The following is a 22,441-nucleotide window of genomic DNA, read 5'->3' as shown; positions in this document are numbered from 1 at the left end:
GAGTACGGTAAGAGCGCGGCAGGGCATTTCGTCATCTTGATTGGGCCGCATTTCTGCCGGTAGGCAAAGCAGATGGCACGAATTCGAAACATGATGGCTTCGGTGGCGTTCGTCGCAATGCTTGTCTTCTCGGTCCCGCTGGTGGCCGGGTTTTTCGGAACGCTGCATCCGGCCTTCGATTCCTTCGCCCATTTTCGCGTCCATCTTGCCGTGCTGATGGCGCTTTGCGCGCTGCCGCTGCTCGCGACCTCGTTTCGCTTGCAGGCGGCCACAGCGCTGCTCTTTGCTGTAGCTGCCTTTGCTACCACGTCGAACGCCCTGCCGGTAACCCGCCTGTGGCCAGTCCAGGCAGCCTACGAAGCCAAGCCCGGAGATCAGACGGCGATCTACCCTGGTGACCAGAAGATCTACCACCTGCTGCAAATGAACCTGCGGTTTGACAATCCGACGCCTGAAAAGGTGCTGCCACTGATCGGCCGGACCCAGCCTGACGTGATCACCCTCGACGAGGTGTCCGAAATGTGGGAGGCGAAGCTTGGCCTTCTCGCCAGCGACTATCCCTACCGGATCCTCTGCCCCTACCCCAATGGCGTGTTCGGCGTTGCGCTGCTGTCCAGACGGCCGTTTGCCGCCGGCACGCAACCGCGCTGCGATGGCCGCGGTGCGATGGCCATCGCGACCGTCGACTTCGGCCAAACCAGCGTCGATGTCGCCGCTGTCCATCTCACTTGGCCGTGGCCGCGCAACCAATCACGTCAGATCGGCGGATTGTCGCAGGAGTTCGCCTCGCTCGGCGAGACCGCGATCATGGCAGGTGACTGCAATGCAGTACCCTGGAGTGCCGCTGTCCGGCGCGTCGCAGATCTTGGCAAGCTGACCGTGGGGCCTTCGCCGGGGCCGACGTGGCTCTACGACAAGCTACCGGATTTCCTGCGCTTCACCGGACTGCCGATCGACCAGGTTTTCAGCAAGGGCGCGGTTCTCATCCATTCGGTGTCGAGGCTGGAAGACACAGGCTCCGACCATCTTCCGGTGATGGTGGAATTCTCGCTGAGGCCGGAAGAGAAAAAGCCGGTCGACGACCGTGAAACCGCGACCGCATCCGTGACACGGAACGGCAACACGCGAAGCTAAGCGGCCTATTGCTTGCGCGACAGGGCATCGACGAGGTGCTCGACATGGCCGCCGTCGCGATGCTCGCGCGCGTCGAAGGCGTTCTGTTTCGCCTCGTATTCGGCATAGACAGCCTTGATCCGGCGTCTCGCCTCGCGGTGCGTCTTGCTGCAAAACCAGTTGTCGGCGAACTCCAGTCCCGTAATCGATTTCTCGGTGACCCGCATCATTGTCTTGGCGATGCGGCCGTGGCTATGCTCGTGGGCACGAACGCCCGCGAAAAACCGCTTCCAGCGTTTCTGAAGCGCCGGCGTCGCGGCTGAGGCCAGGTGGGGTAAGGTATAGGTGAGATCGAGTGTTCCGTTGGCCTGCTGCAGTCGGCAGACGCCACCGTCCCTGCTGATGTCAAGGTCCCAATTTACGGTGTAGGCGGTCAGCGCGATGGCATGCGTCATGAAGCCGTGCCTCTTCGGACCATTGCGGTCCATGGCCTCGATCAGGGCGGCGCCCGTGGTACCTGATATGTTGTAGGTCCGCGTCTTGATCAGCACCTTGGTGTCAGCCGATGCCGACGGTGCGAAGCCGCACAAGGCGCCGATCGCCGCAAGGCACGTCAGAACCGCCAGGCGCATGGTCATCTCTCCGGGTTAGGAGAGAAAAGGGAACCACAAGCGCCGCGCCACTTCAACGTTTTTTAGACGCCGCAAATATAGCGGGCCTTCTCCGGCTTTCATTTTGGTCGACGGTCGAGACGGCCGGCGCGGCGGCTACCATGTCTTGGTAGACTACATGTTCTGGTAAACTGGGCCTTCGCCACCTTGTGGCGGCACCCAGGTGATGTTTCGGTTCGGGTCCTTGATGTCGCAAGTCTTGCAGTGGACGCAGTTCTGCGCGTTGATGACGAAGCGCACGTCCTTCGCCGCAGGATCGGCGGCGGCGTTGCCGTCCTTGTCGACCCATTCGTAGACGCCGGCCGGGCAGTAGCGTGTCGAGGGTCCGGCATAGACATCGTGTTCGGAACGCTGCTGCAGATCCATATCCGCGACCAGCAGATGGACAGGCTCGTTTTCCTCGTGGTTGGTGTTCGACAGAAACACCGAGGACAGGCGATCGAAAGTCAGAACGCCGTCCGACTTGGGATAGGCGATCTTCTTGTGCTTGGCAGCCGGTTCCAGCGTCGCATAGTCGGCCTTGCCGTGCTTCAGCGTGCCGAAGGGCGAGAAGCCGAACAGCGTGTTCAGCCACATGTCGAGACCACCAATGCCGACACCGACGATAGTGCCGAAACGCGACCACAGCGGCTTGACGTTGCGCACCTTCTTCAAATCCTTGCCGATGTCGGTCGCCCGCCATGCGGCCTCGTAGGAAGCCAGTTCATCATTGGCGCGGCCGGCGGCAATCGCATCACAGACATGCTCGGCCGCCAGCATTCCGGAGAGCACGGCATTGTGCGAGCCCTTGATGCGCGGCACGTTGACAAAGCCGGCAGCGCAACCCATCAGCGCGCCACCGGGGAAGGACAGTTTCGGCACCGACTGCCAGCCACCCTCTGTGATGGCACGGGCGCCATAACCCAGCCGCTTCGCGCCCTCGAACGTGCCTTTGATCGCCGGGTGGGTCTTGAAGCGCTGGAATTCGTCGAACGGCGACAGCCAGGGGTTCTTGTAGTTGAGGTGGACGACGAAGCCGACCGCCACCTGGTTGTCCTCCAGATGATAGAGGAAGGAGCCGCCGCCGGTCTTCATGTCGAGCGGCCAGCCGAAAGAATGCTGGACCAGGCCTGGCTTGTGGTTTTCCGGCTTGACCTGCCAGAGTTCCTTGAGGCCGATGCCGTATTTGCCGGGCTCGCGACCATCGGAAAGATTGTACTTGGCGATCAGCTGCTTGGCCAGCGAGCCGCGCGCGCCCTCGCCGATCAGCACATATTTGCCCATCAGCGCCATGCCCGGCGCGAAGCCCGGGCCGTGCGTGCCATCCTTCTCGACGCCCATATCGCCGGTGACAACGCCGGTGACCGCGCCAGCCTCATTGTAGAGCAGGCCGGCCGCGGCGAAGCCCGGATAGATCTCGACGCCCAGCGCCTCGGCCTTGGTCGCCAGCCAACGGCAGACATTGCCGAGCGAAACGATGTAATTGCCGTGATTGTTCATCAGCGGCGGCATCAGGATGTTGGGCAACCGGAACGAACCGGCGGGGCCGAGGACCAGGAAATGGTCTGCCGTGACCGGCGTCTTGAAGGGATGTCCCTCTTCGTCACGCCAGCCCGGCAACAGCCGGTCGATGCCGATCGGATCGACGACGGCGCCAGACAGGATGTGGGCGCCGACTTCGCCGCCCTTTTCCAGCACGACGACGGAAAGCTCGGGATTGACCTGCTTGAGACGGATCGCGGCGGCGAGGCCGGCCGGACCGGCGCCGACGATGACCACGTCAAATTCCATGCTTTCGCGTTCGATATCGCTCATCAACCCCTCACTGGCTGCCGCATTTACGCATCTTGCTGGCTTATCCGCTGCATAGCGCATCAATTCGCGACGCGAAACCGGCGCTGACGTGACAATGCCGATTTCGTCAAAAAGTCGCGCATCGTACTACAAGATCGCGTTTTGGAGTCCTCCGGAACATCGATGCGGGCCGGGTCCATTCCGAGGAGAGCCGCCGCCCTCACGTTTTTAATTGTTCGACGGCTTGCTTATCGGCCATACTTCGAGCCATGCGCATATACGGGCCAACCGGCTTTTCATTGACGCGCTTTTTTTCCTCGCCCGGACGGACTTGCCGGGCGCTCCTTTTGGTCTTTTCGCCGCTGGCGCCGATTGACGCCAGTGCCGACCCACAAAAAGCCTGGGCGGCCGGGGCCTATTCCTTTTCCGACGAGCTCGGCGGCTTCCGCATCACCGGCGCTTCTGGCACCGGAACCAAGGACGACCCGCTCGTCATCACCGAAGAACTGAATTCGGCAACGCCAGTGACGCTGACCATCCGCACGACAAAGCCGATCCAGCCCTTCGGCAAGGCAGGGGAATTCGCCAACGGCCTCATGTATATGCGCATCGACGTGCTCAACAACAGCGGCCAGGCCTGGGTCGAATTCCAGTTCGAGCTCCAGGAGGTGCTCGACCAGCCGAGCGTGTTCGGCGACGGCCTGTCGTTCGACCAGCGCAACAAGAAGCCTGATAATATCTGGTCGAGCAGCTTTCCCGATTTCGACCGCGATTTCGAACCGTATGACCAGCTGCTGTTCAGGAACGGCAAGATCGACCCACTGAAGACGGCGAACTTCATTTTCCTGATCACCGACTACACGCCGCGCTGGACGTTTTATCTGGTTCAGGATCCGCGTATTCCGACCGGTTAGGTCGTGATCTGAACGGAAGACGCGGGGGCAATGTTGCCTTTACGATTGGCGAAGGCGGCCGAGCGCGCGCCGATCTTCCCCTCGAGGAGGGAGATTGGCTGTCACCATCGCTTTCGCCAATCACCAACTTGCAAATCGTGGTCGCGCGGACGATGGTGGCGCCATGTCTGCCGCCTCCCCCATGAACAGATCCGATCTCGCGGATTTGCTCGCCTTCTACGCCAGTGCCGGCGTCGATGAAGCGCTCGAAGAGGCGCCGGTAAACCGGTTTGCCGAGACGGCGCCGAAGCCGCCGGAGCGTATGCCGGAGGCGACGGTGCCTGCCGGCAAAACCCTGGCGCCAAGGCCTCCTGCCCAACCGCCGCGCCCCGACATGAGCCGGTTGCCGGACGCTCCACCAGCGCGCCCGCCTTCCGCCTCCGCGACGGTGCCCGACGAGGCGCAAGCGGCGTTGGCGCGCCAACTGGCGACGACGGCGACGACCCTGGACGAGCTTCGCCAGCACATGGCGGCATTCGACGGCTGCAACCTCAAATTCACCGCCAAGAACCTGGTGTTCGCCGACGGCAATCCGAACGCTGCTGTCATGCTGGTCGGCGAGGCGCCTGGCCGCGACGAGGACATCGAGGGATTGCCGTTCGTCGGCCGCTCCGGCCGGCTGCTCGACCGGATGCTGGCCGCGATCGGCCTCGACCGGACGTCGGCCTACATCGCCAATGTGATCCCCTGGCGGCCACCGGGCAACCGCACCCCGACACCGCACGAGACCGAGATCTGCCGGCCGTTCATCGAACGACAGATCGAACTGGTCAATCCGAAGGTGTTGGTCAATCTGGGCGGCCCCTCGGCAAAGACCCTGCTCAACACCACCGAGGGTATCCTGCGGCTGCGCGGCAATTGGCGCGTCCACACGACCGCCTCCGGCGTTGCCATTCCCGCCATGCCGACCTTGCACCCCGCCTACCTCTTGAGAACCCCCGCGCACAAGAAGCTGGCGTGGCGGGATTTTCTTGAGGTGAAGGCGAAGCTGAAGGAATTGGGGTGATTGCCAATCTCCCCCCTTGTGGGAGAGATTGGCTGCATCATCGCTTTCGCCAATCTCCGACGTAGATGCTGTACCGATAACCTCCAAGGTAATTGAAATGCATCCCCTGGCGGCCTAGTCATACCGCCATGACTTCAGCACAGACTTCCGCCGGCAGCCTCATTCGCGAATGGCGCACGCGCCGGCGCATGAGCCAGCTTGACCTCGCCATGGAAGCCGAAATCTCGCAACGGCATCTGAGCTTCGTGGAAAGCGGGCGTGCCGCACCCTCGCGCGACATGGTTCTGCATCTAGCCGAGCAGCTGTCGATCCCGCTGAGGCAGCGCAACCAGCTCCTGCTGGCCGCGGGCTTTGCTCCGAGTTTCAGCGAGCGTTCACTCACCGACACGGCGCTGGCGCCCGCAATGGCCGCCGTCGAGATCGTGCTCAAGGGACACGAACCCTTCCCGGCGCTCGCTGTCGACCGGCACTGGAACCTGGTGTCGGCGAATGCCGCCATCGGCCCGTTCCTGGCCAACGTCGCCGAGCCCTCCTTGCTGAAGCCCCCGGTCAACGTGCTGCGGCTTAGCCTGCACCCGGGTGGCGTTGCGCCGCGCATCGTCAACCTCGCCGAATGGCGCGCGCATCTTCTTGACCGGCTGAAACACCAGAACGACGCCTCGGGCGACCCGGTTCTGGTCGAACTGGAACGCGAGCTTCGCACCTATCCGTCAGGCCTGAAAGGCGGACGGCCGGTACCGGTCGAGCCGAACGCGATCGTGCACCCGCTGCGGCTCGCCCATGGCGATGCCGTGCTGTCGTTCATCAGCACGATCACCGTGTTCGGCACGCCGCTCGACGTGACGCTGTCGGAACTGGCGATCGAATCCTTTTTCCCCTCCGACGAGCAGACAAGGACGGTGCTGGTGCGATTGGCAAAGGAGCGGGCCGAGCCGTCCTGATCATCACCCCTGCGGCGGGACCGCCTGGCGGGTGCGGGCACGTTCGAGGCCAAGCTGGCGCTCGCGCCAGATGATGAAGATGCCGGCGGCGACGACGATCAGGCCGCCGATGAGCATATGAACCGTCGGGACGTCGCCGAAGGCGAGATAGCCGACGACGATGCCAAGTATCATCGACGTGTATTCGAAGGGCGCCACGACCGAGGCTTCGGCATGGCGATAGGCTGCCGTCATCAGAATCTGGGCGAGCCCGCCGCAAAAGCCTGCGGCAACGAGAAGACCCGCCTGCAGCGGTGTCAGCGCCTGCCAGCCGAACGGCAGCGAAAGCAGCGCCAAGACGCTCGCCGTCACCGAAAACCACAGCACGATGGTTGCCGTCGGCTCGCTCTGGACGAGATTGCGCACGAGCAGCATGGCGACGGCCGAGGTCGCTGCCCCGGCCAGGGCTGCGATGACGCCAAGCACCTCCTGATCGCCGAGTGCCGCGCCCGAACTCAGCAGCGTCAGTTCCGGCCACGAGATGATCAGCACGCCGACCAGTCCGACCGCAACCGCGCTCCAGCGATAGACGCGGATCGCTTCGCCGAGGAAGATCGAACTGAACACCACCACCAGCAGCGGCTGTGCGTAGTTCAGCGTGATCGCCTCGGGCAGCGGCAGCCGTGTCAGCGCGAAGAAGCTGAGGCCCATGGCGCAGACGCCGACAACCCCGCGCGCAATGTGGTTGAGCGGGCGCTTGGTCGAGAACGCGGTGCCAAGCTTCCCCTGGAAGGCGAGGAAGATGACGATCGGAAAGATGGCGAAGAAGGAGCGGAAGAAGGCGATCTGGCCCACCGGCACCGTGCCCGCCGCCTTGATGCAGGACGACATGCCGACAAAGACCGCCACCGACACGATCTTGAGCATGATCCCGGTGAGCGTATTGTGGCCGCCCGGATGGTCTGCTGTTGTCACTTCGAGCCTGATCCATCCCGACAGAATCGAGATAGGGTTCTAACCTGTTGTTTGATCACGATCTTTTCCGAAAACCGGATTCCACTTTTCGTTGACGCGGAGCTTCGGTTCGGAATCATGGTCTGGCAGTTGCCTGTATTGTCGCCCAGATGCGTGCCGGCGTCGCCGGCATGTCGATGTGTTTGATGCCATAGGCGCGATAGAGCGCATCGGTCACCGCATTGAGCGCGGCCGGCGTCGCCCCGATCGTGCCGGCCTCACCGGCGCCCTTGATGCCCAGAGCATTGGTGGTCGATGGCACGTTGCGGGTCTCGAAATGGAAGAACGGGAAATCGTCGGCGCGCGGCATGGCATAGTCCATGAAGCTCGCCGTCAACAGCTGCCCGTCCTCGCCATAAACCGTGTTCTCGGTCAGCGCCTGGCCGATACCCTGGACGACGCCGCCATGCACCTGGCCGGCCAGCAGGATCGGATTCACGGTGACGCCGAAATCGTCGACGATCGTGTAGCGGACAATCTCCGTCGTGCCGGTATCGGGATCGATCTCGACCTCGCAGATATGGGGGCCGTTCGGATAGGTGCATTCGTCCTGCACGAACTCACCAAAACCTTTGAGATCGTCCGGGTCCTTGGCGGCCTTGGCGATGCTGGAAAAATCGATGGTGCGGTCGGTGCCGACGATGCGGGCAACGCCGTTGGACAATTCGATGTCGCCGGCCGAGGCTTCCAGTTCATCCGCGGCGATGCGCTTGATCTTGTTGGCCAGATCCTCGCCGGCGCGAGAAGCTGATACGCCGCCGAGCGGGATGGAACGCGAGCCGCCGGTGCCGCCACCGGCCTTCAGTTCGTCGGTATCGCCCTGACGGACATGGATCTTGTCGATGTCGAGATGAAGCTTTTCCGAAAGGAACTGCGCATAGGCGGTCGCGTGTCCCTGCCCGTTGGTCTGGGTGCCGATCTTCAGCGTCACCGTGCCGTCGCCATTCAATTCGACAAAGGCCGGTTCAGAGCCCGGAAAGGCACAGGCCTCGATATAGGTCGCCATGCCGATGCCGCGGATCTTTCCTTCAGCCTTCGACTGCGCCAGCCGCTCCGGGAACGCCGCCCATTCCGCCTGTTCGATGGCGCGGTCCATATGGCCTGCGAATTCGCCGGTATCGTAAAGGCGGCCGGTCTGCGTGCGGTAGGGAAACTGGTTTGGCCGAATGAAATTGCGCCGGCGGATCTCTTCGACGGGAAGGCCCAGATCGTGAGCGCAGGCGTCGACGAGCTTTTCCAGCAGGAATGCCGCTTCCGGACGGCCGGCGCCGCGATAGGCATCGACCGGGCAGGTGTTGGTGTAGAGGCCGGTCACCGAAACGTCGAGCGCCTGGATGTCGTAGACGCCGGTCGACATGGTGACGCCGATGTAGGGGATGAACGGGCCGTATTGCGAGACATAGGCGCCGATATTGGCGAGAAGATCGACCTTCATGCCGAGGAAACGGCCGTCCTTGTCCATCGCCATTTCTGCCGTCACGACATTGTCGCGGCCTTGCGCATCGGTGAGGAAATGCTCGGTGCGGTCGCCGGCCCATTTCACCGGACGGCCAAGGCGCCTGGCGGCCTCGAGCACCAGCGGATGCTCGCGATAGACGAAGCTCTTCGGCCCGAAGCCACCGCCGACATCCGGCGTGATGATGCGCAGCTGGTCCTTCTTGATCTTGAAAACGTCAGCGAGGATCGACTGCATGGAATGCACGCCCTGCGAGCCCGTCGTCAGCACGAAGCGGTTCTCTTGCGTATTCCACTCGCCGATCGCCGAGCGCGGCTCCATGTAGTTGCAGACCAGCCGGTTGTTGATGAATTCGATGCGGGTGACATGCGCGGCCCTGGCGAATGCCGCCGCCGTCTTCGCCTTGTCGCCGACGTGGTAGCTGAAGGCGCGGTTGGAGCCGAGTTCCGGCCACACCAGCGGCGTGCCTTCGTCAAGCGCCGTGGCGGTGCCGGACGCGGCATCCTCGTCATCGTAGTCGACCTCGATCAGCTCGGCCGCGTCCTGTGCCAGAGCGCGGCTGTCGGCGACGATGAATGCGACGGCATCGCCGACGTAATTGACCCGGTCGCGACAAAGGATTGGAATGTCGCGCGTCGGCGCCTTGGTGCCATCCGGCTGCCTCTGCATGACGCCGGATTTCAGATCGCCGAGATGAGCAAGGTCCGCACCGGTCAGCACCAGATGGACACCAGGTGCTGCTTTGGCCGCCTCGGTCGAACCGACGGTGAAGCTTGCCTTTGCTACCGGCGAGCGCAGGACATAGCCGTGCAGGATGCCGGCCGGCTGGATGTCGTCCGTATAGCGACCGAGACCCTTGATGAAGGCCTGATCCTCGCGACGTAACACAGAGGCGCCCATGCCGAATTTCGGTGTGACGACGGTCATGGATACCTCGCGATGATGATTGGAGAACGAGTGCCTGAAATAGGCGTTGCGCCAGTTTTGTCGAGTGACGGTTTCGTGTAAAGAGCGCGGGCTTCGAATTTTTTGGACCAGCGGCCCCACCTGCCGCTGCGGGAATCGACAGGAAACCCCACGGAATGCGCACTGACACCGGCCAGGTCTTCAAGCTCGAAGACTATCGCCCCAACGACTATCTCATTCCGGAAACCAGCCTGACTTTCCGCCTGTCGCCAGAAGCCACACGCGTCACCGCGGTGCTGACAGTCGAACGCCGCGATGGCGTAGCGGCGTCAGTGCCGCTGGTGCTGGACGGCGATGGCCTGACGCTCAACCGCATCGCAATCGACGGCCAGACACTCGCGCCGGCGGATTTTTTTGCCACGCCCGATCAACTGACGATCACCGCGCCGCCCGCGGCAATCCGCTTCCAGCTCCTGATCGAAACCGAGCTGGCGCCGGCACGAAACGAAGCCCTGATGGGCCTCTATCGCTCCAGCAACGTCTATTGCACGCAATGCGAGGCCGAGGGCTTTCGACGCATCACCTATTTTCTCGACCGCCCGGATATCCTGTCGGTCTATACGGTGCGCATCGAGGCGCCGCACAGCGAGGCGTCACTGCTTCTTTCGAACGGCAACCCGGCGGGCAGCGGCGAACTTGCCGACGGCTGGCACTATGCAGTCTGGCACGACCCCTTCCCCAAGCCGTCCTATCTGTTCGCCCTGGTGGCGGGCGCGCTCGGCAAGGTCGCCGACAGCTTCGTCACGCTGTCCGGCCGCAGGGTCGAGCTCGGCATCTATGTCGAGCCGGGCAAGGAGCGGCTCGCCGGCTACGCCATGGATGCCCTGAAACGGTCGATGAAATGGGACGAGGATGCGTTTGGCCGCGAATACGACCTCGACGTCTTCAACATCGTCGCCGTGTCCGATTTCAACATGGGCGCGATGGAGAACAAGGGCCTCAACATCTTCAACGACAAATATGTGCTGGCCGACCAGGAGACCGCCACGGACGCCGATTTCGCCAACATCGAGGCGATCATCGCGCATGAGTATTTCCACAATTGGACTGGCAACAGAATCACTTGCCGCGACTGGTTCCAGCTTTGCCTGAAGGAAGGGCTGACGGTCTTCCGCGATCATGAATTCTCCGCCGACCAGCGCTCGCGGGCGGTGAAACGCATTGCCGAAGTGCGCACGCTCAGGGCGCATCAGTTTCCCGAAGACCAGGGACCGTTGGCGCATCCGGTGCGGCCGCGCCGCTACCGCGAGATCAACAATTTCTACACGGCGACAGTCTACGAAAAGGGCTCGGAAGTGGTGCGCATGATCCGCACCATTCTCGGCGCCGAGGCGTTCCGGGCCGGCATGGATCTCTATTTCGAGCGCCATGACGGCCAGGCAGCGACGATCGAGGACTTCATCAGGGTGTTCGAGGATGTATCCGGCCGCGATCTGTCGCAATTTTCGCTCTGGTACCATCAGGCGGGCACGCCCAATCTGACGGTCAGTTCGACGCACAATCCGGCAGCGCAGGAATTCACGCTCGAGATCGAGCAGTCGGTGCCGCCGACGCCATCCGAAAGCCGCAAGCGGCTGATGCACATTCCGCTTGCCTTCGGCCTGGTCGGTACCGATGGCAAAGCGATAGCCTATAGCGGCGTCGAGGGCGCCAGCGTCGAGGATGGCGTCATCCATATTCGCAAGCGCCGGCACATGGTGCGCTTTTCGGGCGTCGCCGAGCGCCCGGCGATGTCACTCAACCGCGGCTTCTCCGCGCCGGTGACGCTTTCGGTCGAGCAGAAGGCCGACGATCAGTTCTTCCTTGCCGGCCATGACAGCGACGCCTTCGCGCGCTGGCAGGCGTTCAACACGCTTTTGACCGACGCGCTGATATCAGCCTTCCGTCAGGTCCTTGGCGGCAAGCAGCCCGGTTTCGCATCGCGGCTGACAGATCTTGCCGGCAAGATAGCCGGCGACGAGACACTCGAACCGGCCTATCGGGCGCTGGCCCTGGCGCTTCCGAGCGAAGCCGATATCGCCCGTGACATCGGCAAGAACATCGATCCCGATGCGATTTTTTCGGGCCGTGAGGCGCTGGCGGTCGCGATCGCAGAGGCCAACCGGGAGATATTTCCCCGCCTCTACGATCGCCTCGGCGACAATGGTCCGTTCAGTCCGGACGCGGCGAGCGCAGGACGCAGGGCGCAGCGCAACACCTTGCTCGACTATCTCTCGCTGCTGCCGGGAGGCGCCGTGCTTGCGGCCCGGCATTTCCAGTCGGCAACCAACATGACGGACCGCGCCGCCGCACTGACCGTGCTTGCGCTCCGCCACAGCGGTTCGCCCGAGACGGTCAAGGCGCTGGCTGACTTCGAAACGAAATATGCGGCCGACCCGCTGGTGATGGACAAATGGTTCCAGATCCAGGCCAACGTGCCCGGCCCGCGAACCGTCGACGCGGTGCGCGCGCTGACCGGCCACCCGGCCTTCTCGATGGCCAACCCGAACCGGGTGCGCTCGCTCGTCGGTACGTTTTCCAGCGCCAACCAGACCGGCTTCCATCGCGCCGACGGCGAAGGTTACCGGTTTTTCGTCGAAACGGTCCTGCAGGTCGAAAAGCGCAACCCGCAGGTGGCCGCCAGGCTGGCGACCGCACTCAGATCATGGCGCTCGCTCGAACCTGCCCGGCAAGCCAAGGCAAGGGAAGCGCTGCTAGCGATTGCCAATGCCGAGAACCTGTCGGCCGATTTGCGCGATATTGTCGAGCGTACTCTGGCATGAGGAGTTCCCCTCCCCTCAAGGAGGAGGGATATCGGCGGCTTTGGCATTATTTTAGTCTATTTTTAATCTTTTTTCGCAGCGCCTCTGGACAAGGCGAATCACCTTTGATTCTTTACTGACGATTCGGAAGTGCGGCGTCGCCGGATCATCTAGCAGATTTGAACCCGGGGAGAGCCATTTATGGCAAAGGCGGACGCGTGGGGCGCGCCCGGAGGGACGGCTTTTGAGCGACGTGAGGCGAGAAGCGACGGTCTCGCCGGCAACGCGCGGCTCATCGCCGAACCCGCCTACCGACGGCTCCTGGCAGCCGAACCATTGTTGCGCCGATCGATACCGGCCCTCATCATCATTTTCCTGCTCGTCATCGCCGCGCTGCGGTTCCTGTCACTGATGAACGAGCGCGACGACGTGGAACGCGACGCCAAGGCTATCCTCTCGCTCGCGGCGGGCCAACTGGCCAGCTCGATTGCCGCCGACGCGAACATTGCCTCAACGCCGGGCGCGACGCAGGACCTTCTGGAAGGTATCAGCCGTCAGGGCGGCATGGGCCGAAGCCACGTGCTTGCGGTCACAGACGGAGCGTTCAAGATCGTTGCCGTGACCCCTCAATCGACCCGTTGGGAGGGACGGTCGCTCGACGTCATCGCCCAGGGCGGTCAACCGCTGTTCATGTTCGGCGACCGCGCCGGCGTCATGGAGGTCAGCATCGGCGGCCAGGACTGGTATGCGGCGGTGAGCCTGACAAATGGCAGGAACAGTGCTGCCGCGGCACTCGTCCCGCGAGAAGCGGTCTTCGACACGTGGCGCAAGACCGTTTCGCTCAACGTCACGCTGTTCGTGCTGACAGCCGGCGTGCTGATCATCATCCTTTATGCCTATTTCGGCCAGGCGGCGCGCGCCCAGGCCGCCGACCGCATCTATCTGGAAGCGCACCAGCGCATCGACATGGCGCTGGTGCGCGGCCGCTGCGGCCTGTGGGACTGGGACATGGTGCGCGGCAAGATGTACTGGTCACGCTCGATGTACGACATGCTGGGCTATGAGCCCTGCGACACGATGCTGTCGTTCGGCGAGGTCGACGAGATCATCCATCCCGAGGACGGCGACCTGTTCCAGCTCGCCAACATGATCGTCGCACGCGAGATCGATCACATCGACCAGGTGTTCCGGATGCGCCATGCCGACGGACAATGGGTGTGGATGCGCGCAAGGGCGCAGGTGATCGACCCGGAAGCGCCTGAGATCCAGCTGATCGGCATCGCCGTCGACGTCACCGAGCAACGGCACCTGGCGTTGCGCTCCGAGGCCGCGGATCTTCGTCTGCGAACAGCTATCGAAAACATCAACGAATCCTTCGTGCTCTGGGATTCCGCCCAGCGTCTGATCATGTGCAATTCCAAATACCAGCAGGACAACGGCCTGTCGGATCGCGACGTGATGCCGGGTGCCTCGCGCGCCGTTCTGGAAGAACGCATGCTTGCCTTCGCCTCGGAGCGCCGGCTTGCCAACACCAACGGGCAGCAAGGCGGCGTGACCTTCGAGCGGCAGCTTGCCGATGGCCGCTGGCTGCAGGTGAACGAGTTGCGGACCAGGGACGGCGGTACCGTCTCGGTGGGCTCCGACATCACCCAGATCAAGCTGCACCAGGAGAAGCTGGTCGACAGCGAGCGTCGGCTGATGGCGACGATCCACGACCTCAGCCTTGCCCGCCGGGCGGAGGAAGAACGGTCGCGCGAACTGGTCGAACTCAACCGCAAATACATGAAGGAAACCGAGCGCGCCGAGGCAGCGAACCGGGCCAAGTCCGAGTTCCTGGCCAACATGTCGCATGAATTGCGCACGCCGCTCAACGCGATCATCGGCTTCTCGGAGCTGATGGAGCAGGCTCTGTTTGGGCCTTTGGGTTCGCCCCGCTACGAGGAATATGCCACCGACATCAATGGCAGCGGCAAGTATCTTCTGGGCGTCATCAACGACATCCTCGACATGTCGAAGATCGAGGCCGGCCAGTTCTCGATGGATCAGGAAGAAATCGATCTTTGCCCGCTGATCAGGGAAACAGTGCGCGTCATCTCGCTGCAGGCAGCGGAAAAGTCGATCACCGTCGAAACACGTATCCCCGATTCACTGACGCTGTTCGCCGACCGCCGGGCGATCAAGCAGATCGTTATCAATCTTCTGTCGAATGCAGTGAAATTCACCGGCCAGGGCGGCCGTATTGCGGTAAGGGCCCGCAACACGTCCAGCGCTCTGGTCCTGACGATCGAAGACAATGGCTGCGGCATTCCGAAGGAGGCGCTGAGCAAGCTCGGGCGGCCGTTCGAACAGGTGCAGAACCAGTTTTCCAAGAGCCATACCGGTTCCGGCCTTGGCCTTGCCATCTCACGCTCGTTGGCGGAGCTTCAGGGCGGCGCCTTGAAAATCCGCTCCACCGAAGGCGCCGGCACGATCGTGTCGGTGCGCATTCCGATCAAAAAACCGACGCAGCCGGTCAGGGCCGCCGCCTGAGGAACGATCAGGATTTGCTCCGGCGAGTCATGCCGCCGGCGCCGGCGTGACTTTTACTGCATGCTGTCGTCGCCATCGCTCCACTGAAGATGACGGCCAAAACCGCGGCCCTTCTCGCCGAAACGGCCGCTTGGCATTACGCCTTCATGGTCATTTCGCACGAAGCAAAAGGTCGAAATCCTTTCTGACCTTTTGCGACGTCTCCTTGAGGTGTGCTTCCAGCACACCGAAATCCGGCAGGTCGGTGACCGCCAGAAGCAGATCCGAAAGCCCGGGGGGCACGTCGTGCCGCTCGAATACGCCGGTGAGGCAGAGCCGCGTCATCTGAGTCAGCGCCAGATAGAGCACATAGGCATCGCAAAGCTCCTGCCTGACCTGCGTATCGGCGAAATCCGGCGACAGCCGCGACAGGATCTCCGCTGTCCCGGTGACCCGGCGCCCTGCTTCGACCTTCCCCGCGATTACCGCCACTTGCGCGATGAATTCCAGGTCGATGAGACCGCCCGGGATCAGCTTGATGTCCCAGAGATCATGTGGCGGCTTCTCCTTCTCAATCATCGCGCGCATCTCGGACGCCTCGGCTATCACCTTGGCGCTGTCGCGCGGCAGGGCAAGCACCGCCGCCACCTCGGTTTCAACCTCGGCGCACAGCGCTTGATCGCCACCGATCGCGCGAGCCCTGGACAGCGCCATATGCTCCCATGTCCAGGCGTCCTGGCGCTGATACTTCTTGAAGGCGTCGACATGGGTGGCCACCGGCCCCTTGTTGCCGGACGGCCGCAGGCGAAGGTCGAGCTCATAGAGAACGCCTTCGGCCGTCGGCGCAGATACGGCGGCAATCAGCCGCTGCGTCATCCGACTGTAGTAGTGGGAGGGAGCGAGCGGCTTGTCGCCGCGGGACTCTTCGGCATCGGCGTCGTGATCATAGAGCAGGATGAGGTCGACGTCGGAGCCGGCCGTCAATTCGCGGCTGCCGAGCTTGCCCATGCCGAGCAGCGCAACCCTGCCGCCGGCGATGCGGCCATGGCGCGCCGAGAACTCGGCGATGACCGCCTGCAGCGCCGCGCCGATGGTCAGATCGGCCAGGTCGGAAAAGGCGCGGCCGGCGCGGGCCGGATCGATCGAGCCGGCAAGCAGCCTGACGCCGATCAGGAATTTTTGCTCGGACGCAAAGATGCGCAAGCGGTCGAGCACGTCCTCATAGGCCCTGTCGCCTTCAAGGAAGGCGGCGAGACGCGCCGACAGATAGGCGCGGTCGGGAAGTTCGGTCAAAAGGGCCGGATCAAGCAGGCCGTCGAAGACGTGCGGCCGGCGCGTGATGATGGCGGCCAGCCTCGGGGCCGCGCCCATGATCGTCGCCAGCAGCTTCAGCAGAGCCGGATTGGACTGGAGCAGCGAGAACAGCTGAATGCCGGCGGGCAGGCCGGCGAGGAACTCGTCGAAGCGTATCAGCGCCTCGTCCGCGCGGCGCGTCTGGCCGAAGGATTGCAGCAACGCCGGCGTCAATTCGGTCAACCGCTCGCGCGCCTCTGCCGACTGGGTGACGCGATAACGGCCGAAGTGCCAGCCGCGGATAACACGGCAGATGTCGCTCGCCCGCTGGAAACCGAGGCCCCGCAAGGTTCGCAACGTATCGGGATCATCGACATCGCCGGTAAAGACCAAATTGCCAATGCCCGCCGAAAGCTCGGGCGCGGTTTCGAAAAGTGCCGCGTAATGGCGTTCGACCTGATGGAGCGCGGCGCGGAACGCCTCGGCAAAGGTCGCCGCATCGGCAAAACCCAGCATGCGGGCAATGCGTTCGAGCCCTTCGTCATCTTCGGGCAGTACATGGATCTGCTCGTCAGCGACCATCTGGACAGCATGCTCGACGCGGCGCAGGAACCAGTATTGCCGGACGAGCGCGTCGCGCGCTTCGGCCGTGATCCAGCCGCGTGCCGCAAGCTGGTCAAGCACCGGCACGGTCTCGCGGCCGCGCAATTCGGGGAAGCGTCCGCCGGCGATGAGCTGCTGCGTCTGGACGAAAAATTCGATCTCGCGAATGCCGCCGCGGCCGAGCTTGACGTTGTGGCCCTTCACCGCGACCTCGCCATGGCCCTTGTGGGCGTGGATCTGGCGTTTGATCGAATGAACGTCGGCAATCGCCGCGTAGTCCATGTATTTGCGCCAGATATAGGGCTGGAGATCCTTCAGGAACGCAGCACCGGCCGCGAGATCGCCGGCCACCGGACGCGCCTTGATCATGGCGGCGCGCTCCCAGTTCTGGCCGCGCGCCTCGTAGTAGTTGAGTGCGGCCTCGACCGGGATCGCCAGCGGCGTCGAACCGGGATCGGGACGAAGCCGGAGGTCGGTGCGGAAAACATAGCCGTGTTCGGTGCGGTCCTGGAGAATGCGGGCCAGCCTGCGCGTCAGGCGCGAAAACAGCTCCGTCGCATCGAGCGGATCGACCACGGCGGGCGCTTGCGGATCGAAGAACACGACAAGGTCGATGTCAGAGGAAAAGTTCAGCTCATGCGCGCCAAGCTTACCCATGCCGAGCAGGATCCAGCCCGACTGGCGCGCCGGATCCTCGGCGTCCGGCAGTTTGAGTTTGCCTTGCCCATGCGCGTCGCGAAGCAGGAAGTCGACCGCAGCGCGGATGCAGCCCTCGGCAAGATCGCTCAGCCGCCGTACCGTGACGGCGGTCTCAGCCTCGCCTGCAAGGTCGGCCAACGCGATCAGGACATGTGCTTCAGCTTTCCATTGCCGCAACTCCATCATCAGGCTGCTTTCGGAGGTGGCTTCCGCCCACGCGGCCTTGTCGATCGCCCCGCCGATCGCAATCAGCCGGGCCTCGACGGTCTCATCGAAAAGCGCATCGAGGATCCGCGGGCGGCGACGCACCTTGTCGCGCAGGAATGGCGACAGGTCGAATATTGCAGCGAGGAAGTCCTGAGCAACCCCCTTGCCGGCCAGGAATTTCGCCAACCGGGCAAGCCCCTCTTCCTGCGCGGCGGAAGCGATCTCCGACAATTCCCGCCGGGCTCGGCTCTGATCCAAAGGAAGTAGCTTTGCCTTCGGCTTCAAGAGCCAGCTGGTTTCGACCCGCTCCGTAGCCGCCTTCACCGCCATCAGTGATCCTCCGGTTCGGGAAAACTCATGACCACGGACAATCCGGGGTCGCCGGGCAGAAGATCAAGCCGCCCGTTGTGGAACTTCATGATCGCCTTGGCGAGGCTGAGACCCAGGCCGGAACCCGGCTGCGAGCGGCTTTTTTCCAGCCGCACGAAACGTTCGGTCGCCCTGGCGCGATCGGCATCGTCGGGAATGCCCTGGCCGTTGTCCGAGACGGAAAGCCTGATTTCCCTGCCAACGCGATCGAGCTCCACGCGCACGGTCGGCTTGGCTGTCGAGTCGGTTGAATATTTGATCGCGTTGTCGACGATGTTCGACAGCGCCTGGCCGATCAACTCGCGATTGCCTTCGACGACGAAGGCATCCTTCACCGAGGTCTCGAGTGTCACGTCAGCCTCCTCCGCCACCGGCTCGTAGAGCTCGACGACATCGCGCACCGACGCAGCCAGATCGACGCGGCTGGTGCTTTCGGAAGAATAGCCCGCTTCCAGCCTGGAGATCATCAGGATGGCGTTGAAGGTTTTTATCAGCTGGTCGGACTCGGCGATGGTCCCCTCCAGCGCCTGCCGGTAGTCGGTGGTCTTCTGCTTGCCGGAAAGCGTCGCCTCGGCACGGTTGCGCAGTCTGGTCAGCGGTGTCTTCAGATCGTGGGCGATGTTGTCGGAGACCTGCTTCAGCCCCTCGTTGAGCGTGGCGATCCTGGCCAGCATGGAATTAAGATTTTCGGAGAGCCGATCGAACTCGTCGCCTGCCCCGGTGACCGGCAGCCGGCCGGAAAGATCGCCGCCCATGATGCGGCGGCTGGCCTCCGATACCGAATCGATGCGCTTCAGCGCCGCGCGTCCGACAAAGAACCAGATCAGAAGCCCGCCAAGCCCCATCATGCCCAGCGCCAGCATCAAGGCGCGGCGGATGACGGCGCGGAACCGTTCCGGCTCGCCAAGGTCGCGACCGACCAGCATGATCATCTGGTTCGGCAGGCGCAGCACCAGTGCGATAGCGTTATGGCCCTTCTCGCCTTCCGCCTGCACTTCACTCTCGCCGGATTGCATTTCGCTCTGATCGGACGCCGGGTTGCGTTGCCGCTCGAGCTCGCCCTCGCCGAAGCGCCGGTAGGAGAACGGACGAGTGGTCCAGCCCTCCGCCTCGAGAACGCCCGGCTCCAGGCTTTGCACGTTTCCGGTCAGGATCTGGCCGTTGACGTCGGCGATCAGGTAGAGATTGGCTCCCGGCTGGCGGGAGCGCTGTTCGACCACACGTACCAGCACCGGCAGGCCGCCGCGCTGATAGGCCCGGGCGAGGCCGAGCACTTCATCGTTGATGGTCTCCTGCGTCTGCGCGGTCAGCATGCGCGCCGACAGCGAGGTCATGTAGAAGACGAGCAGTACCGCACAGATAGCGAACAGCAGGAAATAGAGCGCCGAAAGCCGCGCTGCCGTCGTCCTCATGATGGCCGGCACGGAAAGAGCCATGCTACCCGCTCTTGAGCATATAGCCGGCGCCGCGAACCGTGTGCAGGATCGGCTTGTCGAAGCCCTTCTCGATCTTGCCGCGCAACCGCGAGACGTGAACGTCGATGACGTTGGTCTGCGGATCGAAGTGGTAGTCCCAGACATTTTCCAGCAGCATGGTGCGCGTTACTACCTGGCCGGCATGGCGCATCAGATATTCGAGCAGGCGGAACTCGCGCGGCTGCAGTGTGATCTCGCGCCCCCCGCGCCGCACCGAATGGGAGAGCCTGTCGAGTTCGAGATCGCCGACCCGGTAGACGGTTTCGGCTTCTCTGGCGCTGGCGCGGCGGTTCAGCACCTCGACGCGGGCCAAGAGCTCGGAGAAGGCATAGGGCTTGGTCAGATAATCGTCGCCACCGGCGCGCAAGCCGGTGACCCGGTCGTCGACTTCGCCGAGCGCCGAAAGGATCAGCACCGGCGTCGTGTTGCCCCTGGAGCGCAGACCGGCGATGACCGACAGGCCATCGCGGCGCGGCAACATGCGGTCGACGACCATCACGTCATAATCGCCGGCATCGGCGAGTGCGAAGCCGGTTTCGCCGTCGCCGGCGACATGCGCGGTGTGTCCAGCCTCGGTGAAGGCTTTCTGGAGGTAATCGGCCGCTTCGCGATCGTCTTCTATGACGAGAATCTTCATGGAGCCGTTATACGCGATTTCGCTGGAAGATTGAGTGGCCGGCATATGCATCATGGCCTTCATCAGGCGTATCGCGAACAAAGTGATTCAAGGATACGCAATAAGTCTTTGTTTTGGCATAGCGCCCAAAACCGGAAGGCACCCTCGGGTCAAGCCTAGAGGGCAAGCTTTTGGGCGACGTGAGCATGTCGTTGCCCCAAAACCGCTGGGCACTTTTTGGACGACATGCTCCGGGTTGACGCGGCAGCGGGCGATGGGAGCCCGCTGCCGCGGGAGCGGAACACGATGACTGACTAACGTGTTCCGTCCCCGTGCTTTCCCATGCGGCGGCCCGGGGGTGTTTGAAACCACCGCACCGGAAAAGTCCGGGACGTCAGCCTTTGGCGACAGGCAGCGCGACGAAGCGGTTGCTGTCGTCGCGGCTGATCTGCATCAGCACCGCCTTGCGGCCGGACTTCACGGCGTCGGCCATGGCCTTGGCGACGTCGTCGGTGCCATTCACTTCGGTCGAATTGACCGAGGTGATGATGTCGCCGGGCTGGATGCCGCGATCGGCGGCATCGCTGTCGGGGTCGACATCGGTTACCACCAGCCCCTTGCCATCGTCGGACCTGGCGACGGTGAGGCCGAGATCGGCCAGCGTGTCGGCCGCTGGCGGAGCGGAAGGCTGCTGCTCGGCCGAGGCCTGCTTGTCGTTCGAGGGCAGCGTGCCGAGATCGACCTTGACGGTCTCACTCTTGCCGTCACGCCACAGCGTGACGTCGACCGGCTTGCCGGGCTGGTAGGAGCCGATCAGACGGGCGAGTTCCTTCGGCGAAGCGACATCCTTGCCGTCCACCTGAGTGATGACGTCACCAGCTGATATACCGGCCTTCTTGCCGGGACCATCGTCCTGGGCACTGGAAACGAGCGCACCCTTGTCGGACTTCAGCCCGAGCGATTCGGCGATTTCGGAGGTGACCGGCTGGATCTCGACGCCAAGCCAGCCGCGCTGGACGGTGCCGTTCTTCATCAGATCCTGCACAACCTGCTTTGCCGTCGAGGCAGGAATGTCGAAAGCAATGCCGACATTGCCGCCGGACGGCGAGAAGATCGCGGTGTTGATGCCGACGACCTGGCCGTTGAGATTGAAGGTCGGGCCACCCGAACTGCCGCGGTTCACCGACGCATCGATCTGGATGAAATCGTCATAGGGACCGGCGCCGATATCGCGGCCACGGGCCGAGACGATGCCGGCGGTGACCGTGCCGCCGAGGCCGAACGGGTTGCCGACGGCCACGACCCAGTCGCCGACGCGAACCTTGGAATCATCGGCGAAGTCGACATAGGTGAACTTGCCGTCGCCTTCGACCTTGAGCACGGCGAGATCAGTGCGCGGATCGGTGCCGACCAGTTTGGCGTCAAGTTCCTTGCCGTCATGCATCACCACGGTGAAGGACGAGCCTTCTCCGACGACGTGGTTGTTGGTGACGAGGTAGCCATCCTCCGAAATGAAGAAGCCGGATCCTTGCGCCACCGGCCGCGGCTGGCGGTTGTGGTCACGGCGTCCGAAACGCCGCATTCCATCCCGGCCGTCCTGATCGCCAAAGCCGCGGAACTCCCTGAAGAAGCGGCGCAATTGCGGATCGTCGGGAAGATTGCCGAAGCCGTCGGGCATGTCGGAGCCGTCGTCGGCGGTCGATTCGATCTTGGCCTTGACACGGACACTGACGACCGCCGGCGAAACGCGCTCGACCACATCGGCGAAGCTCGGGACCTGCGGCGCCTCGACACGCACGGCCTCGGCCAGGACCGGGACTGTGCCCGTGGCAACGGCGCCGAAGCCGATCGCGCCGGCAATGGCCACTGAAGCGGCGGCCGCCATCAGGCGTTTGCGGGTGCGGGGATATGAATTGGGGGCAGTATTCATGGGTCTCGTATCCTCTTTCAAGGGATGCGCTTCGGTCGGCATCCTCGGCCAAGAGAAATAGAGAGGCGCACATTACGGCACCATTTCCGGTGCATGAAACTTTGGTAATGTTTGCGGGGCCGCGTCGC

General features: G+C 63.3%; 14 protein-coding genes. 6 read left to right on the top strand and 8 right to left on the bottom strand.

The genetic code is table 11. From position 1 onward, the window contains the following. The first annotated feature begins 72 nt into the window (after window positions 1-72). On the top strand, window positions 73-1,134 hold the full coding sequence (locus tag E5X88_RS22625; protein WP_292165270.1) for an endonuclease/exonuclease/phosphatase family protein: 1,062 nt from the start codon (window positions 73-75) through the stop codon (window positions 1,132-1,134). Window positions 1,135-1,139: 5 nt separating this feature from the next. Here the strand turns inward: E5X88_RS22625 and E5X88_RS22620 are convergent, their stop codons facing one another. Then, window positions 1,140-1,745, bottom strand: coding sequence for a DUF922 domain-containing protein (locus tag E5X88_RS22620; RefSeq protein WP_292165268.1), 606 nt, complete (start codon window positions 1,743-1,745; stop codon window positions 1,140-1,142). Between the two features lie 153 nt (window positions 1,746-1,898). After that, entirely contained in the window at window positions 1,899-3,578 is a 1,680-nt protein-coding gene (locus E5X88_RS22615; RefSeq protein WP_292165266.1) for an electron transfer flavoprotein-ubiquinone oxidoreductase, read from the bottom strand. 248 nt (window positions 3,579-3,826) lie between these two features. Here E5X88_RS22615 and E5X88_RS22610 point away from each other — a divergent pair, with 248 nt between their 5' ends. The 3 genes from E5X88_RS22610 to E5X88_RS22600 all read left to right on the top strand — a co-directional run bounded on the left by E5X88_RS22610 (window position 3,827) and on the right by E5X88_RS22600 (window position 6,457). Continuing rightward, window positions 3,827-4,471 (top strand): hypothetical protein, encoded by a 645-nt coding sequence (locus E5X88_RS22610; protein WP_292165264.1) that lies wholly within the window; start codon window positions 3,827-3,829, stop codon window positions 4,469-4,471. A gap of 163 nt (window positions 4,472-4,634) precedes the next feature. Beyond that, complete coding sequence (locus tag E5X88_RS22605) at window positions 4,635-5,516, top strand: uracil-DNA glycosylase (protein WP_292165262.1); 882 nt, start codon at window positions 4,635-4,637, stop codon at window positions 5,514-5,516. A 128-nt stretch (window positions 5,517-5,644) separates the two neighbouring features. Next, window positions 5,645-6,457, top strand: coding sequence for a helix-turn-helix transcriptional regulator (locus E5X88_RS22600; protein WP_292165260.1), 813 nt, complete (start codon window positions 5,645-5,647; stop codon window positions 6,455-6,457). Between the two features lie 3 nt (window positions 6,458-6,460). Here E5X88_RS22600 and E5X88_RS22595 read toward each other — a convergent pair whose 3' ends face one another. Both E5X88_RS22595 and E5X88_RS22590 read right to left on the bottom strand, forming a co-directional pair. Further along, window positions 6,461-7,363: a DMT family transporter gene (locus E5X88_RS22595; protein WP_292165313.1), complete on the bottom strand. Its 903-nt coding sequence runs from the start codon at window positions 7,361-7,363 to the stop codon at window positions 6,461-6,463. A gap of 163 nt (window positions 7,364-7,526) precedes the next feature. Beyond that, window positions 7,527-9,833, bottom strand: coding sequence for a xanthine dehydrogenase family protein molybdopterin-binding subunit (locus tag E5X88_RS22590; protein ID WP_292165258.1), 2,307 nt, complete (start codon window positions 9,831-9,833; stop codon window positions 7,527-7,529). A 155-nt stretch (window positions 9,834-9,988) separates the two neighbouring features. Between E5X88_RS22590 and pepN the strand changes: the two genes are divergently transcribed. Both pepN and E5X88_RS22580 read left to right on the top strand, forming a co-directional pair. Next, window positions 9,989-12,634, top strand: a complete 2,646-nt coding sequence (pepN, locus tag E5X88_RS22585) for an aminopeptidase N (protein WP_292165256.1) — start codon at window positions 9,989-9,991, stop codon at window positions 12,632-12,634. A gap of 180 nt (window positions 12,635-12,814) precedes the next feature. Then, the gene (locus E5X88_RS22580) at window positions 12,815-15,142 is read left to right on the top strand and encodes a PAS domain-containing sensor histidine kinase (RefSeq protein WP_292165255.1); all 2,328 of its coding nucleotides are present in this window, start codon (window positions 12,815-12,817) and stop codon (window positions 15,140-15,142) included. 150 nt (window positions 15,143-15,292) lie between these two features. On the opposite strand, the gene E5X88_RS22575 is transcribed toward E5X88_RS22580, so the two are convergent. The 4 genes from E5X88_RS22575 to E5X88_RS22560 form a co-directional block, all read right to left on the bottom strand. After that, window positions 15,293-18,253 (bottom strand): bifunctional [glutamine synthetase] adenylyltransferase/[glutamine synthetase]-adenylyl-L-tyrosine phosphorylase, encoded by a 2,961-nt coding sequence (locus tag E5X88_RS22575; RefSeq protein ID WP_292165254.1) that lies wholly within the window; start codon window positions 18,251-18,253, stop codon window positions 15,293-15,295. Beyond that, on the bottom strand, window positions 18,253-19,728 hold the full coding sequence (locus E5X88_RS22570) for an ATP-binding protein (protein ID WP_292165252.1): 1,476 nt from the start codon (window positions 19,726-19,728) through the stop codon (window positions 18,253-18,255). The genes E5X88_RS22575 and E5X88_RS22570 overlap by 1 nt, the downstream gene beginning before the upstream one ends. 1 nt (window position 19,729) lies before the next feature. Next, entirely contained in the window at window positions 19,730-20,404 is a 675-nt protein-coding gene (locus tag E5X88_RS22565; protein WP_292165311.1) for a response regulator transcription factor, read from the bottom strand. A 373-nt stretch (window positions 20,405-20,777) separates the two neighbouring features. Continuing rightward, window positions 20,778-22,313 carry a Do family serine endopeptidase gene (locus tag E5X88_RS22560; protein WP_292165250.1) on the bottom strand — a complete coding sequence of 512 codons (1,536 nt, stop codon included), beginning with the start codon at window positions 22,311-22,313 and terminating at the stop codon, window positions 20,778-20,780. Between the last annotated feature and the right edge of the window lie 128 nt (window positions 22,314-22,441).

It is taken from the genome of Mesorhizobium sp. (assembly GCF_004962245.1).
Lineage (GTDB): Bacteria > Pseudomonadota > Alphaproteobacteria > Rhizobiales > Rhizobiaceae > Mesorhizobium.
This window is presented reverse-complemented; position numbering and strand designations above follow the sequence as displayed.